12 protein-coding genes and 1 pseudogene are annotated in these 14867 nt (G+C 71.2%); 5 read left to right on the top strand and 8 right to left on the bottom strand.

The features are described 5' to 3' along the window. Nucleotides 1-13: 13 nt before the first annotated feature. Nucleotides 14-772 carry an alpha/beta fold hydrolase gene (locus tag ACFSL4_RS05885; RefSeq protein ID WP_381079237.1) on the top strand — a complete coding sequence of 253 codons (759 nt, stop codon included), beginning with the start codon at nucleotides 14-16 and terminating at the stop codon, nucleotides 770-772. A gap of 3 nt (nucleotides 773-775) precedes the next feature. Here the strand turns inward: ACFSL4_RS05885 and ACFSL4_RS05880 are convergent, their stop codons facing one another. Then, a complete protein-coding gene (locus tag ACFSL4_RS05880) occupies nucleotides 776-1375 on the bottom strand; it encodes a class I SAM-dependent methyltransferase (protein WP_381079324.1) in 600 nt (199 codons plus the stop codon). Nucleotides 1376-1604: 229 nt separating this feature from the next. Here ACFSL4_RS05880 and ACFSL4_RS05875 point away from each other — a divergent pair. Further along, nucleotides 1605-1697: pseudogene (locus tag ACFSL4_RS05875) on the top strand (ATP-binding protein); the annotation flags it as partial. Nucleotides 1698-1739: 42 nt separating this feature from the next. Here ACFSL4_RS05875 and ACFSL4_RS05870 read toward each other — a convergent pair. Continuing rightward, nucleotides 1740-2180 carry a PPOX class F420-dependent oxidoreductase gene (locus ACFSL4_RS05870; RefSeq protein WP_381079235.1) on the bottom strand — a complete coding sequence of 147 codons (441 nt, stop codon included), beginning with the start codon at nucleotides 2178-2180 and terminating at the stop codon, nucleotides 1740-1742. Between the two features lie 96 nt (nucleotides 2181-2276). Between ACFSL4_RS05870 and ACFSL4_RS05865 the strand changes: the two genes are divergently transcribed. Continuing rightward, nucleotides 2277-2690: a roadblock/LC7 domain-containing protein gene (locus tag ACFSL4_RS05865; RefSeq protein WP_381079233.1), complete on the top strand. Its 414-nt coding sequence runs from the start codon at nucleotides 2277-2279 to the stop codon at nucleotides 2688-2690. 621 nt (nucleotides 2691-3311) lie between these two features. On the opposite strand, the gene ACFSL4_RS05860 is transcribed toward ACFSL4_RS05865, so the two are convergent. Both ACFSL4_RS05860 and ACFSL4_RS05855 read right to left on the bottom strand, forming a co-directional pair. Beyond that, nucleotides 3312-4184, bottom strand: coding sequence for an acyl-CoA thioesterase (locus tag ACFSL4_RS05860; RefSeq protein ID WP_381079231.1), 873 nt, complete (start codon nucleotides 4182-4184; stop codon nucleotides 3312-3314). Nucleotides 4185-4203: 19 nt separating this feature from the next. Next, nucleotides 4204-6717 (bottom strand): DEAD/DEAH box helicase, encoded by a 2514-nt coding sequence (locus ACFSL4_RS05855; protein WP_381079229.1) that lies wholly within the window; start codon nucleotides 6715-6717, stop codon nucleotides 4204-4206. A gap of 142 nt (nucleotides 6718-6859) precedes the next feature. On the opposite strand from ACFSL4_RS05855, the gene ACFSL4_RS05850 reads away from it, so the two are divergent. After that, complete coding sequence (locus ACFSL4_RS05850; protein ID WP_381079227.1) at nucleotides 6860-7654, top strand: metal-dependent hydrolase; 795 nt, start codon at nucleotides 6860-6862, stop codon at nucleotides 7652-7654. 103 nt (nucleotides 7655-7757) lie between these two features. On the opposite strand, the gene ACFSL4_RS05845 is transcribed toward ACFSL4_RS05850, so the two are convergent. The 4 genes from ACFSL4_RS05845 to ACFSL4_RS05830 all read right to left on the bottom strand — a co-directional run bounded on the left by ACFSL4_RS05845 (nucleotide 7758) and on the right by ACFSL4_RS05830 (nucleotide 12901). Beyond that, a complete protein-coding gene (locus tag ACFSL4_RS05845; RefSeq protein ID WP_381079225.1) occupies nucleotides 7758-8228 on the bottom strand; it encodes a DUF5709 domain-containing protein in 471 nt (156 codons plus the stop codon). 251 nt (nucleotides 8229-8479) lie between these two features. Further along, nucleotides 8480-10303: an ABC transporter ATP-binding protein gene (locus tag ACFSL4_RS05840; RefSeq protein WP_381079223.1), complete on the bottom strand. Its 1824-nt coding sequence runs from the start codon at nucleotides 10301-10303 to the stop codon at nucleotides 8480-8482. Continuing rightward, nucleotides 10300-12090 carry an ABC transporter transmembrane domain-containing protein gene (locus tag ACFSL4_RS05835; RefSeq protein ID WP_381079221.1) on the bottom strand — a complete coding sequence of 597 codons (1791 nt, stop codon included), beginning with the start codon at nucleotides 12088-12090 and terminating at the stop codon, nucleotides 10300-10302. Before ACFSL4_RS05835 ends, ACFSL4_RS05840 begins: the two co-directional genes overlap by 4 nt. 340 nt (nucleotides 12091-12430) lie before the next feature. After that, nucleotides 12431-12901 (bottom strand): MarR family winged helix-turn-helix transcriptional regulator, encoded by a 471-nt coding sequence (locus tag ACFSL4_RS05830; RefSeq protein ID WP_381079219.1) that lies wholly within the window; start codon nucleotides 12899-12901, stop codon nucleotides 12431-12433. A 153-nt stretch (nucleotides 12902-13054) separates the two neighbouring features. On the opposite strand from ACFSL4_RS05830, the gene ACFSL4_RS05825 reads away from it, so the two are divergent. Further along, the gene (locus ACFSL4_RS05825; protein ID WP_381079217.1) at nucleotides 13055-14860 is read left to right on the top strand and encodes an ABC transporter ATP-binding protein; all 1806 of its coding nucleotides are present in this window, start codon (nucleotides 13055-13057) and stop codon (nucleotides 14858-14860) included. Nucleotides 14861-14867 lie beyond the last annotated feature (7 nt).

Below are 14867 nucleotides of genomic sequence, written 5' to 3'. Positions count from 1 at the left end.
GAAGGGGAAGCCGATGAGACAGGCCGAGTTCGACGGCGACGGAAATCTGATCCGGTGGACCGAGACGGCCGGCGCGGAACCCGCGCGCGTGTACGTGCACGGACTGGGCGCGGCGTCCACGGTCTACTCCGCGCACATCGCGGCGCGGCCCGAACTGGCGGGCCGGCGCACCCTGTTCGTCGACCTCCCGGGACACGGGATCAGTGACCGCCCCCCAGGGTTCGCCTACACCCTGGAGGACCACGCCGACGCGCTGGCCGCCGCACTGGACGAGGCGCAGGTCGCCGGCGCCGAGCTCGTCGCGCACAGCATGGGCGGGGCAGTGGCCGTCGTGCTCGCCCATCAACGACCCGACCTCGTGTCGCGACTGGTGCTCATCGAGGCCAACCTCGATCCGCATCCGCCGCTCGGCGCCGGCAGCAGCGGCATCGCCGCGTACACGGAGGACGAGTACGTGGACGACGGCGGCCACGCGCGCGTGCTCGAGAAGATCGCTCCCACCTGGGCGGCGACCATGCGGCTGGCCGATCCGCTCGCCCTCCATCGCACGGCCGTGCACCTGGTGCGCGGCACACGCCCCACGATGCGCCGCATGCTCGAGGCCCTGACGGTGGATCGCGTCTACCTTCAGGGCGAGTTGAGCGGTGAACTCGAGGACAGGGAGGGCCTGGAGGCCACCGGGGTCCGCGTGGTGACCGTGCCGGGCGCGGGACACAACGTCATGTTCGACAACCCCGATGCTCTGGTGGCCGAGGTGGCGGGACGCCGCTGAGACTCAGCCCTCGCGGACGGACAGGGCGAGGAAACGGGAGTCCTCGTCGACGTACGACGTCATGCGCCAGCCGGAACCGGCCAGCAGCGGGCGGAGCTTGGACTCGGCACGCAGGTCGTCCGGGGTGATTTGCCGGCCCTGGCGGGCCGCGAGGGCGGCCCGGCCGATCGGATGGAACAGCGCGAGCAGGCCGCCGGGCCGCACGACACGCGCCAACTCCCGCAGATTCTCCTCCGGGTGAGGCAGGTGGGAGATCAGACCCGCCCCGAACACCGCATCGAGGGACCCCGAACGCAGGGGAAGCGCGGTCACGTCGGTGAGCAGCAGCCGCCCGTCGCGGTTCCGTCCGGCCCGTATGGCGGCCTCCAGCATCGCAGGGGTCAGGTCGGCTCCCAGGACCACCCCCGAAGGGCCCACGGCCGCACGCAGGGGTGTAAGGGCCCGGCCCGTGCCGCAGCCCGCGTCGAGCACGCGATCACCCTCGCGCAGGCCGAGTGCGGCGACCGCTGCGGCGTATGCCGGGCCGTCGTCGGGGAACCGCGTGTCCCAGTGGGCTGCGCGCGCGGTGAAGAACTCCTGGACGTGTGTGTGGTCGTTGCTCATGTTCTGCATGATCCCTCACCTTCGCGGCGGCCGCCGCTGCGCACATGTTCGCGCGTGACGCGCACCGTGGGCGCGGACCCGAGCCGAGTCGTGGGCCCCTTCGTACATCCGACGGACGATAGCCGGTCACCTCGCTCTCGTGGCGGTCTGGGCCGCCGGATGCAACCGGACGTCGCCATGATGCCGACTTGCAGGGATGTACGTGCGCCGACCTGCCGTCGGCACCGTTCCCGTGGTGCTGTGCGACGCCAGGGACCGCGGCCTCGGGACGGAGGTGCCGGCCCGTCTCGTCGAGTGCACCGTGCGGATGCACACCGCCCGGCGCTCCAGTCGGCGGGATGACGCCGCTAGCGGGATGACGCCGTTAGTCGGCGACGGCCGCGTATGCGAGGACCTTCTCGACCCGCACCCGGACGAGGAGCTCCTCCGGGACGCCGTTGCCGAAGCCGAACTCCTCGGCCCGCTCCGCGCCCATGTACCGGACGCCGAGCCGGGTCGCCCAGTACCGGACCTCGTCGAGACCTCGTTCGAGATCCTCCGACAGCCCGGCCCGGTCCTGCAGCACGACGAAGCCGTACGGGGGGCGGTCGTCGTCCACACACAGGGCGACCCGGCCGTCCCTGGCCAGGTTTCGTCCCTTCACGCTCTGCCTGCCGGTGGTGAAGAGCATGTCGTCGCCATCCAGCAGAAACCAGACCGGCGTCACATGCGGGTTGTCGTCGGCACGCACGGTGGAGGGTTTCCCGGTGAGGGAGCCGTGAGAGACGAAGGCCCGCCACTCCCCGTCGGTCATCTTCTGAGCCATGTACCCATCCTGCTTGCCGGGACGGCGGCTGTGGTGAAGGCTGGCTGATCGGAACCTCCGGCCAGGGGGGGAGCGACATCACGGGGAGAACGGACCATGGCGCAGAACACGGAACTCGGCTGGCTGCTGGACGATCTGACCGAGCGTGTGGAGGACATACGCCACGCGCTGGTGCTGTCCAACGACGGACTGGTGACCGGCACGAGCACCGGTCTGCGGCGCGAGGACGCCGAGCATCTCGCCGCGGTCTCGTCCGGGCTGTACAGCCTGGCCAAGGGGTCGGGCCGTCACTTCGGCGCAGGACGGGTGCGTCAGACGATGATCGAGTTCGATGACGCGATCCTGTTCGTCACCGCGGCCGGCCCCGGCAGCTGTCTGTGTGTGCTCAGCGCCGCCGAGGCGGACATCGGCCAGATCGCGTACGAGATGACGCTGCTGGTGAACCGGGTCGGGGAGCACCTCGCCGTGGACGCGCGGCAGCGGGAGCACACTGCGAACGGGGACCTCTGACCCGCTCGGGCCCGGGACGCCCGTGCGACTCCGGCCGCGGGGGCACTCGCCGACCGAGACCCCGGACTTTTACATCACATACCCGGAGACCAGCGGCCTGACCTGCTGAAACGGTGCGGGAGTGGAGTTATCCACAGGGCCGCTCCGGGATCGGGCGATCCGGCTACGGTTCTTTCCCAGACGGGCGCACACGGCGCTCGCACACAGCCCACGGGGGAGAACCGCCATGTCCGGACAGACGATCACGTCCACCACCGCTGAAGCCGTCGGCACCGGCGCGGGTTCCGTGTCGCGGCGGCCGTCGCCGGCGCTGCGCGGCGCCGCACGGGAACTGGACCGGGAACACGGCGATCCCGGTGGCACCACTGTCCACGGGACCGCGGCCGTACGCCGCAGCGCCGCGCCGCACAGGGCCACGGCCGACCGCGAGACCATGAGGGGCGCCGGTACCACGCCTGCCCGTGAGGAGGCGCGTGCCCCGGACCACTGCTCGCCCGTCATGCCCCGGCCGTCCGGCACCAGCCGATCCGGCCGCGAGGCATGCTCGGGTGGCTGCGCCGCAGAAACCCCTGACCGGCGCTGCCGCGGTCAGGCAGGGCCCGTACCGAGACACAGGTGTCGTCACCGGGCGAGTCTGCGGAACAGGCCCTCCTGGACGACCGAGACGAGCAGGCGTCCCTCGAGGTCGTAGATGCGGCCCCGGGCCAGACCGCGGCCGCCCACCGCGATCGGGGACGCCTGGTCGTACAGGAACCACTCGTCCGCGCGGAACGGCCGATGGAACCACATGGCATGGTCCAGCGACGCCATGTCGAAGCCGCGCGGCCCCCACAGTGGTTCGACGGGGATGCGGACCGCGTCCAGGAGCGTCATGTCGCTCGCGTACGTCAGCGCGCAGGTGTGCACGAGCGGGTCGTCCCCCAGCGGACCGACGGCCCGCATCCACACCGCGCTGCGTGGCTCCGCGTCCTTGACCTCCTCGGCGCTCCAGCGCAGCCGGTCCGCGTAGCGGATGTCGAAGGGCTGGCGCCGGGCCATCCGCTCCAGCGTCTCCGGCAGCGCGCCCAGATGCTCCTGGACCTCCTGCGCCACCGTCGGCAGCGACTCCGGGCCGGGCACCTTGCGGGCCGGCGGCAACTGGTGCTCGAAGCTCCCCTCTTCAGGCCTGTGGAAGGAGGCGGTCAGATTGAAGATCGTGCGGCCCTGTTGCACGGCGGTGACCCGGCGGGTCGTGAAGGACCTCCCGTCACGGATCCGTTCGACCTGGTACACGATGGGCAGGCCCGGGACGCCTGGGCGCAGGAAATACGCGTGCAGGGAGTGCACGGGGCGTTCACCGTCCGTGGTGCGGCCGGCGGCGACCAGTGCCTGGCCGGCCACCTGGCCGCCGAAGACGCGTTGCAGTGACTCCTGCGGGCTGCGGCCACGGAAGATGTTGACCTCGACCTGCTCCAGGTCGAGCAGGTCGACGAGCCTGTCGGCCGGGTTCGTCATGGGCGGGCCTCTCCTGTGTTCACAGCTGGCCGACGTCGGTGACCCGGACCACGGCGCGGCCCTCCGTGTCGGAGGCCACGAGGTCGACCTCGGCGCTGATGCCCCAGTCGTGATCCCCGTTCGGGTCGGCGAAGGTCTGCCGGACACGCCACAGGCCGTTCTCCGGCTCCTGCTCGATCATCAACAGCTTCGGGCCCCGGGCATCGGGTCCGGTGCCCAACTCGTCATACTCGTCCCAGTACTTGTCCATGGCCGCGCCCCATGCCTCGGCGTCCCAGCCGGATTCGGCGTCCATGTCGCCGAGTTCCTCGATCTGGTCGAGGGCGGCGAGTTCCACGCGGCGGAACATGGCATTGCGGACCAGGACGCGGAACGCCCTCGCGTTCGCGGTGACGGGCTTGACCTCGTCGGCCTTCTCCTGCGCCTCCTCGGCCGTCACCTCCTCCGGGTTGGCCAGTTGCTCCCATTCGTCCAGCAGGCTGGAGTCGACCTGGCGCACCATCTCACCGAGCCAGGCGATCAGGTCTTCCAGGTCGTCCGACTTCAGGTCGTCCGGGACGGTGTGGTCGAGGGCCTTGTAGGCGCCGGCAAGGTAACGCAGCACGATGCCCTCCGTGCGAGCCAGCTCGTAGAAGGAGACGAACTCCGTGAACGTCAGGGCCCGTTCGTACATGTCGCGGATCACCGACTTCGGCGACAGCGGGTGGTCGCCGACCCACGGGTGGCTCTTGCGGTAGGTGTTGTACGCCTGGAAGAGCAGTTCCTCCAGCGGCTTGGGGTACGTCACGTCCTGCAGCCGTTCCATGCGCTCCTCGTAGTCGACACCGTCCGCCTTCATCGCGGCCACGGCCTCGCCGCGCGCCTTGTTCTGCTGGGCGGCAAGGATCTGCCTCGGGTCGTCCAGCGTGGACTCGATGACGGAGACCATGTCGAGGGCGTAGGAAGGGGACTCGGGGTCGAGGAGCTCGAACGCGGCCAGTGCGAAGGTCGACAGCGGCTGGTTCAGCGCGAAGTCCTGCTGGAGATCGACCGTGAGGCGCACGATGCGGCCGGTGGAGTCCGGCGCGTCGAGCTTCTCGACGATGCCGCCGTCCAGCAGCGAGCGGTAGATCGCGATGGCGCGCCGGATGTGCCGCAGCTGCTGCTTGCGAGGCTCGTGGTTGTCCTCCAGCAGATGGCGCATCGCCTCGAAGGCGTTGCCCGGCCGGGCGATCACCGACAGCAGCATCGTGTGGGTGACCCGGAAGCGCGAGGTGAGCGGCTCCGGCTCGGAGGCGATCAGCTTCTCGAAGGTGTTCTCCGTCCAGCCGACGAAGCCCTCCGGCGCTTTCTTGCGTACCACCTTGCGGCGCTTCTTCGGGTCGTCGCCGGCCTTGGCGAGCGCCTTCTCGTTCTCGATGACGTGCTCGGGCGCCTGAGCCACGACGAGGCCCGCCGTGTCGAACCCGGCGCGGCCCGCGCGGCCCGCGATCTGGTGGAACTCGCGGGCGCGCAGGGTGCGCACCCGGCTGCCGTCGTACTTGGTCAGCGCCGTGAACAGCACCGTGCGAATGGGGACGTTGACGCCGACGCCGAGGGTGTCCGTGCCGCAGATGACCTTCAGGAGACCGGCCTGGGCCAGCTTCTCCACGAGTCGCCGGTACTTGGGCAGCATGCCGGCGTGATGGACCCCGATGCCGTGACGCACATAGCGGGAGAGGTTGCGGCCGAACTTGGTGGTGAAGCGGAAATTGCCGATCAGCTGCGCGATCTCGTCCTTCTCCTCGCGCGAGCACATGTTGATGCTCATCAGCGCCTGCGCCCGCTCCACGGCCTGCGCCTGGGTGAAGTGGACGATGTAGACGGGGGCCTGCCGGGACTCCAGAAGCTCGGTGAGGGTCTCGGTGAGCGGAGTGAGCCGGTACTCGTACGAGAGCGGCACCGGACGCGTTGCCGAGCGCACCACCGCCGTCGGGCGGCCGGTGCGGCGCGTCAGGTCCTTCTCGAACATCGAGACGTCGCCGAGGGTCGCCGACATCAGGATGAACTGCGCCTGCGGCAGCTCCAGGATCGGGATCTGCCACGCCCAGCCGCGGTCCCCCTCGGCGTAGAAGTGGAACTCGTCCATCACGACCTGGCCCACATCGGCCTGCCTGCCGTCACGCAGCGCGATCGAGGCGAGGACCTCGGCCGTACAGCAGATCACAGGGGCGTCGGCGTTGACGGACGCGTCGCCGGTGAGCATGCCGACGTTCTCCGTGCCGAAGAGCTTGCACAGCTCGAAGAACTTCTCCGAGACGAGGGCCTTGATCGGCGCGGTGTAGAAGGTGACCTCGTCCCGGGCGAGCGCCGCGAAGTGCGCACCCGCGGCGATCATGCTCTTTCCGGATCCCGTGGGAGTCGACACGATCACGTTCGCTCCCGAGACCACCTCGATCAGCGCCTCCTCCTGATGTGGATAGAGGGTGAGACCACGTTCCTGGGCCCACGACTCGAAGGCTTCGTAGAGGGCGTCGGGGTCTGCGGTCGGCGGGAGCTGATCGATGAGGGTCACGTCCCCATCTTGCCTGCCCCGGCACCCGATGGGGGAATCCGCTGCCGATCCGAAGATCACGAGGGCTACGCTGTGGCGCCGACGAAGCGTCAGTGCGCCCGCAACGGGCCGGCGCTGCACAAGGAATGGGGCGGAGAGCGGGATGATGGGACCAGCACACTCACTGTCGGGGGCCGCGGCCTGGCTCGGGGTAGGCGCGGCCGCCGCGGCGGCGGGGCACCCGATGCCCTGGCCGGTCCTCCTCGTCGGCGCTCTCGTCTGCGCGGGTGCCGCGCTGGCCCCGGATCTGGACCACAAGGCGGCCACCATTTCGCGAGCCTTCGGCCCTCTCTCCCGTTGGCTGTGCGAGATCGTCGACAAGCTGTCCTACGCCGTCTACAAGGCGTCCCGGAAGCCCGGCGACCCGCGCCGGTCCGGAGGCCACCGCACGCTGACGCACACGTGGCTGTGGGCGGTGCTGATCGGTGCGGGCACATCCGTGGCCGCCATCGCGGGCGGCCGGTGGGCGGTGCTGGCCATCCTCTTCGTGCACATGGTGCTGGCCATCGAAGGGCTGCTGTGGCGGGCGGCGCGTGGTTCGAGCAGCGATGTGCTGGTGTGGCTGCTGGCCGCGACGAGCGCGTGGATCCTCGCGGGCATCCTCGACAAACCGGGCAACGGCTCGGACTGGCTGTTCACCGCTCCGGGGCAGGAGTACCTGTGGCTCGGCCTTCCGATCGTCCTCGGCGCCCTGGTGCACGACATCGGGGACGCGCTGACGGTGTCCGGCTGCCCGATCCTGTGGCCGATACCGGTGGGCCGCAAGCGCTGGTACCCGTTGGGACCGCCGAAGGCGATGCGGTTCCGGGCGGGCAGCTGGGTCGAGCTGAAGGTGCTGATGCCGGTGTTCATGCTGCTCGGAGGGGTGGGCGGCGCGGCGGCGCTCAACGTCATCTGAGGACGCCGGCCGACGCGGGGCCTGCTGGTTCGCCCCGTCCGGGCCGCGCACCGGGAGATGGGGGCGTCCCCTGGTGTCCCCGGGTGGTGCCGGGCGGGCGTCCTCAGCCCGACAGGGTGTCCTCGTCGACGATGTGCACGGCCGCCTCCTCGGCTGAGGCCGCCGCACCGTCGATGCCCACGTCGGTGGCGATCAAGCCGCTTTCCTCGTCCTCGTGCGCCCCCTCGTCGGGGGCGACAAGCCGGCCGGAGCGGGCGTCGCCCACTTCGTTGTCGAGAGGTTCGCCGTCGCTGTCCGCGCTGTCGCCTATGCCGTCGCCGTACGGGACCGTGATGTCAGGGACCTCCTCGGCGAGCCGCTCGTCCAGGGTCTCGCCGCGCTGCCTCTCGGCCGCGGTCACGCCCGTGTGCTCCACCGCCCACGGCCGCTCCGGGGGCGACCATCCGCGGTCGAGCGGGTTGCTGACTCCGTCGGTGTCCAGGGTGTCCTCGGCGTCGAGCAGCCCCGCGTCGTCCTGCACCTCGGATCCGTCGGGCTGGTAGACGTCGTCTCCCCATCCGTCGGTGCTGTCCACGGGTACCTCCAGGTGGTGCGGCGGAACCGGAAGCCGCCGTGCCAGACGGCGGACGTGGGGGCACCGCCCGGCGCGGACCGCGCCCTCCCGGACCGGATGGTTCCGGCACTCCCCCCGCGCCGGTTCCACATCCAGCCTTCCACCCCCCTTCGTCCCCGCGCAACGGCAGCGGCGACATGGGCGCCGGGCAGTGGAAGCAGGCCGGAACCGGCGGCCGAGCCGCGCAGGTCCGCCCCGGCGCGAGGCCGACGTCAGCCGTGCCAGGACCGCCACAGCGCGGCGTACGCCCCGTCCGCGGCGACCAGCTCGTCATGGCTGCCCAGCTCGCTGATCCGCCCGTTCTCGACGACGGCGATGACGTCGGCGTCTTGGGCGGTGTGCAGCCGGTGGGCGATCGCGACGACCGTGCGGCCGTCCAGGACACGGGCCAAGGAACGTTCCAGATGGCGGGCCGCGCGTGGGTCGAGGAGCGAGGTGGCCTCGTCGAGGACCAGCGTGTGCGGATCGGCGAGCACCAGCCGGGCCAGCGCGATCTGCTGCGCCTGCGCCGGGGTGAGCGCCAGACCGCCGGAGCCGACCTCGGTGTCCAGACCGTCGTCCAGTGCCCGCGCCCAGCCGCCCGCGCCGACCGCGTTCAGCGCCGCCCACAGCTCGACGTCGACGGCCTCCGCGGAGGTTCCCACCGCCCCGCTCGTGTGAAGACGCGAGTGGGGGAGGGCCAGCAGCAGGTTGTCGCGCAGGGAGCCGACGAACACATGGTGCTCCTGGTTGACCAGGGCCACGTGTGCGCGCACCCGCTCGGCGGGCATCCGGGAAAGCTCCGCGCCGCCGAGGGTGATCCGGCCGGCCCGCGGCGCGTAGATCCCGGCGAGCAGCCGGCCCAGGGTGGACTTGCCCGCGCCGGAGGGTCCGACCAGGGCGAGCCGGGTCCCGGGCGCCACCTCCAGGGAGACCTCGCGCAGCACGTCGACGCCCTCGCGGTAACCGAAGAGCACCTCGTCGGCCTCTACGTCGCGTCCCTCGGGGGCCAGTGACGTGTCGCCCGCGTCCGGCTCGATGTCGCGGACCCCGACCAGCCGGGCCAGCGACACCTGGGCGACCTGCAGCTCGTCGTACCAGCGAAGGATCAGGCCCACCGGCTCGACGAGCATCTGCGCGATGAGCGCGCCCGTCGTCAGTTGGCCGACGCCGATCCAGCCCTGCAGGACGAACACCCCGCCGATCATCAGGACCGAGGACAGCACCATGGTGTGGGTGAGGTTGATGACCGGGAAGAGCACAGACCGCAGCCACAGCGTGTACCGCTCCCATGCGGTCCACTCCCTGATCCGCCGGTCGGACAGCTCGATGCGCCGATGTCCGAGGCGGTGGGCCTCGACGGTGCGCCCCGCGTCGACGGTCTCGGCGAGGACGGCGGCCACGGCCGCGTACCCCGCGGCCTCGGAGCGGTAGGCCGACGGCGCCCGCCTGAAGTACCAGCGGCATCCGATCACCAGCAGGGGCACCGCGACGAGCACGGCGGGAGCGAGCGGAGGGGCGGTGACGGCCAGGCCGCCGAGCAGCAGCAGCGCCCACACCACGCCGATGGCCAGTTGTGGCACGGCCTCGCGCATGGCGTCGGCGAGCCGGTCGATGTCGGTGGTGATCCGGGACAGCAGATCACCGGTCCCGGCCCGCTCCAGGACCCCCGGCGGCAGCCCCACCGACCGTACGAGGAAGTCCTCCCGGAGATCGGCCAGCATACGCTCGCCGAGCACGGCACCGCGCAGCCGCACCAGTCGCACGAACACGGCCTGGACGACGAGCGCCAGGACGAACAGCGCGACGGTGGAGCCGAGACGGAGGTCCCCCGCCCCGGCGGACACACGCTCCACCAGCCCGCCCAGCAGGTACGGGCCCACCATCGAGGCGACGACGGAGACCGTGTTCACGACGATGAGCAGGACGAAGGACCGGCGGTGCCGGCGGAACAGCTCGGCCACATAGGCGCGTACGGTCGCGGGGGCGCCGACGGGCAGGGTGTCCGCCGCCGTCGGTGCCGCCGGGTCGTACGCCGGTGGCGCCACGCCGATCATGCGCTCTCCTCGATCTCTTCCAGTTCGGCCGAAACGCCGCTGTGGCGGGCGGCCTCGTCGTCGGTCTCGCGGGTCACGACCGCGCGGTAACGGGGCTCGGCGTGCAGCAGTTCGCGGTGCAGGCCGACCGCCGCCACCTCGCCCTCGTGCACCAGCACGACCCGGTCCGCGCGGTCCAGGAGCAGCGGGGACGAGGTGAACACGACCGTCGTGCGGCCCGCCCGCAGCCGGCGCAGTTCCTCGGCGATCCGCGCCTCCGTGTGCGAGTCGACGGCGGAGGTCGGTTCGTCGAGGACCAGCACCTGCGGGTCCGTGATCAGCGACCGGGCCAGGGCGAGCCGCTGGCGCTGCCCCCCGGACAGGGACCGTCCGCGCTCGGTGATCCGTGCGTCCATCGGGCTCTCGCCGGCCCGCGACGCCTGCGTGAGCGCGTCCAGGACGTCGTCGCACTGCGCGGCGGCCAGGGCATCCCCGGCGCTGACGGCGTCCGAGGCGGGCACGTCCAGGAGCTCCCTCAGCGAGCCGGACAGCAGCACCGGGTCCTTGTCCTGGACGAGGACCGCCGTACGCGCGGAATCCAGCGGCAGTTCGTCCAGTGGGACGCCGCCCAGGAGCACCGAGGTGCCCTCCTCGACGGGATGGCCGCCCAGCCGTTCGGCCAGCACGCCGGCCGCGTCCGGGTTGCCGCAGACCACGGCGGTGAGCCTCCCGGCGGGCGCGAGCAGCCCGGTCCGGGGGTCGTACAGGTCACCGACCGGGACGCATGCCTCGCGGGAGCCTGCAAAGTCCGTGGCGCGCTCCAGCGACAGCACCCGGGCCGCGCGCCGGGCGGACGGCCGCGAGAAGGAGTACGCCATGGCGATCTCCTGGAAGTGCTGCAGCGGATAGGTGAGCAGCATGACCGCGCTGTACACCGTGACCAGTTCACCGATCGCGATCCGGCCCTCGCGGGCCAGCTGCACCCCGCGCCAGACCACCGTGATCATCAGCAGGCCCGGCAGCAGCACCTGCACCGCCGAGATCAGCGACCACATCCGGGCACTGCGCACGGCCGCCGTACGCACCTCCTGCGAGGCCCGGCGGTAGCGGTCCAGGAACAGTTCCTCGCCGCCGATACCGCGCAGCACCCTGAGCCCCGCCACGGTGTCCGAAGCCAGTTCGGTGGCCCGGCCCGCCTTCTCGCGCTGGATGTCGGCGCGCCGGGTCGCCCGGGGCAGCAGCGGTAGCACGGCGAGCACCAGTACCGGCACGCCCACGGCCACGACGACGCCGAGCGCGGGCTGGTAGACGACGAGACCGGCACAGACGGCGACGACGGTGACCGCGGCCGCGCCGAAGCGTGAGACGGCCTCCACGAACCAGCCGATCTTCTCGACGTCGCCGGTGGAGACCGCGACCACCTCACCGGCCGCGACCCGTCGGGTCAGGGCGGAGCCGAGATGGGCCGTCCGGCGGGCCAGGAGCTGCTGCACCCGCGCGGCCGCCGTGATCCAGTTGGTGACCGCGGTGCGGTGCAGCATGGTGTCGCCCAGCGCGATGCCGGCTCCGCACACCAGGAGCAGCCCACCCGTCAGAGCGAGCCGCGCGCCCGAGCGGTCGACGACGGCCTGGACGGCCAGGCCCACACAGAACGGCAGCCCGCAGACGGACAGGAAGTGCAGCAGCCCCCATGCGAGGGATCTGGCCTGTCCGCCCAGCTGATTACGGCCGAGCCACCACAGAAACCGGGGACCTGAGCGCGCGTCCGGCACACCCGGGTCGGGATACGGAAGGTCGTGAATCTGCATGACGTCCCAGGGGCTCGTGTCAGGGGTGGATTCCGGGCGTGCGGCGCGGGCGGCGGTGCGCGCCAACGTCCGCGGGGACCCGCAACAAACCGTGAAAGGTTCGCGTCGGAGTGTGGTCGGAGGCAAACGGTTTTCCGACCGGGCGGCGGGATCCGGCTCCCGGCACGACGCCGTCATGGGGGCGTGTGCAGGCGAGCGGTGAAATCGGAGTACGGCCGTTCGGGCGACAGCGGGCACCGCACAAGGCGGGCGCCGTCCGGTCGTGGTGAGGTCGGCCGCGCGGCACAGGGGGCGCAGCAGGCGTGGGCCCGGGGAGCCGGGGCGTCCACACCGCTCGACGTCAGCAGCGGTGCCCGGGTCCCGGAGCGGCAGGCGCGTCGCCGCCGTCGATCAAGGTGTCGAGCAGCCCGCCGAACACCTGGCGCTGCTCATCGGTCAAAGGGGCGAGGATCTCCTCCGCGGCGGACCTGCGCGCACCGCGCAGCTCGCGCAGCGCCTTTCGGCCGTTGTCGGTGAGCTCGATCCGGATCACCCGCCGGTTGGTGGGATCGGGCATCCGGCGCACCTTGCCGCTCCGCTCCAGGCCGTCGACCAGCGTGGTCACCGCGCGCGGCACCACCTCCAGGCGCTCCGCGAGATCCGCCATGCGGGGCGGAGAGCCGAAGTGCGCGAGGGTGCGCAGCAGCCGGGACTGGGCGGGTGTGATGCCCAGGTCGCTTCGCTCCAGGTGGCGCTTCTGGATGCGGTGGACCCGGCGGGTGAGCCGCAGCAACTGCTCCGCGAGCAGGCCGTCGGGATCGGGGGCGGTCATGCGGGAACCATATCAGGACCTCATTCATTGTGAGCATAGGTAACAATGAGCTAGGATCCGTGAATCGTCGGTCCGTCGCCTCGCCGCTGCCGGCGTGCCGTCCGCAGCGCCGCCCGACCCCGGGCAGCCGCTGCCCCACCCCCGTAGGAGCCCATGCACCCCGACCGATCCACCACGTGGACCCCTTCCCCCGGCGGCTCGCCGGAGCAGCCGCGGCAGGTGCGCCGCATCCTGAAGCTCTTCAAGCCGTACGGCGGCCGCCTCGCGATCGTCGGGCTGCTGGTCGGCGCATCCTCGCTGGTCTCCGTCGCCACGCCCTTCCTGCTGAAGGAGATCCTGGACGTCGCGATCCCACAGGGCCGCACCGGTCTGCTGAGCCTGCTCGCGCTCGGCATGATCCTGAGCGCCGTGGTCACGAGCGTCTTCGGTGTGCTGCAGACCCTGATCTCCACGACGGTCGGCCAGCGCGTCATGCACGACCTGCGCACCGCTGTCTACGGCCGGCTCCAGCGCATGTCGCTCGCCTTCTTCACCCGCACCCGGACGGGTGAGGTCCAGTCCCGCATCGCCAACGACATCGGAGGCATGCAGGCGACGGTCACCTCCACCGTCACCTCCCTGGTCTCCAATCTCACCAGCGTGGTCGCCACCGTCGTCGCGATGGTGGCCCTCGACTGGCGGCTCACCGTCGTCTCACTGCTCCTGCTGCCGTTGTTCGTCTGGATCAGCCGCCGCGTCGGCAACGAACGCAAGAAGATCGCCACCGAGCGTCAGAAGCAGATGGCCGCGATGGCCGCCACGGTCACCGAGTCGCTCTCCGTCAGCGGCATCCTTCTCGGGCGCACGATGGGCCGCGCCGACTCGCTCACACGGTCCTTCGAGAAGGAGTCCGAGAGCCTTGTCGGTCTTGAGGTGAAGTCCAACATGGCGGGCCGCTGGCGCATGGCCGTCATCACGATCGTCATGGCCGCCATGCCCGCGGTCATCTACTGGACCGCGGGCATGGCGCTCCAGCTCGGTGGACCGTCCATCTCGATCGGCACGCTCGTCGCGTTCGTCTCGCTGCAGCAGGGTCTTTTCCGGCCGACCGTCAGCCTGTTGTCCACCGGGGTGCAGCTCCAGACCTCGCTCGCACTCTTCCAGCGCATCTTCGAGTACCTCGACCTGCCCATCGACATCACCGAACCCGATGATCCGGTCCGGCTGGACCGGATCAAGGGGGAGATCCGTTTCGAGGACGTCGAGTTCCACTACGACGACAAGAGCGGTTCCATCCTCCAGGGCATCGACATCACCGTGCCCGCGGGCGGCAGCCTCGCCGTGGTCGGCCCGACCGGCGCCGGGAAGTCCACCCTCGGCCATCTCGTGCCACGGCTGTACGACGTGACCGGCGGGCGCGTCACCCTCGACGGCGTCGACGTGCGCGACCTGGACTTCGACACGCTCGCCCGCGCGGTCGGCGTCGTCTCCCAGGAGACGTATCTCTTCCACGCCTCCGTCGCCGACAACTTGCGTTTCGCCAAGCCGGACGCCACCGACGAGGAGCTGTACACGGCGGCGAAGGCGGCACAGATCCACGACCACATCGCCTCGCTGCCGGACGGCTACGACACGGTGGTCGGCGAGCGAGGGCACCGTTTCTCGGGCGGCGAGAAGCAGCGGCTCGCGATCGCCCGCACCATCCTGCGCGACCCGCCGGTCCTCATCCTCGACGAGGCGACCAGCGCACTCGACACGCGGACGGAGCACGCGGTCCAGGAGGCCATCGACGCGCTGTCGGCCAACCGCACGACGCTCACCATCGCCCACCGGCTGTCCACCGTCCGGGGCGCCGACCAGATCGTCGTCCTCGACTCGGGGCGCACGGTCGAACGGGGCACGCACGAGGAGCTGCTGGAATCGGACGGACGGTACGCGGCCCTGGTCCGCCGGGACGCCCGACTGGAGTCGACCAGATGACGATATG

The organism is Streptomyces caeni, from assembly GCF_042678285.1.
In the GTDB taxonomy this organism is placed as follows: domain Bacteria; phylum Actinomycetota; class Actinomycetes; order Streptomycetales; family Streptomycetaceae; genus Streptomyces; species Streptomyces caeni.
This window is presented reverse-complemented; position numbering and strand designations above follow the sequence as displayed.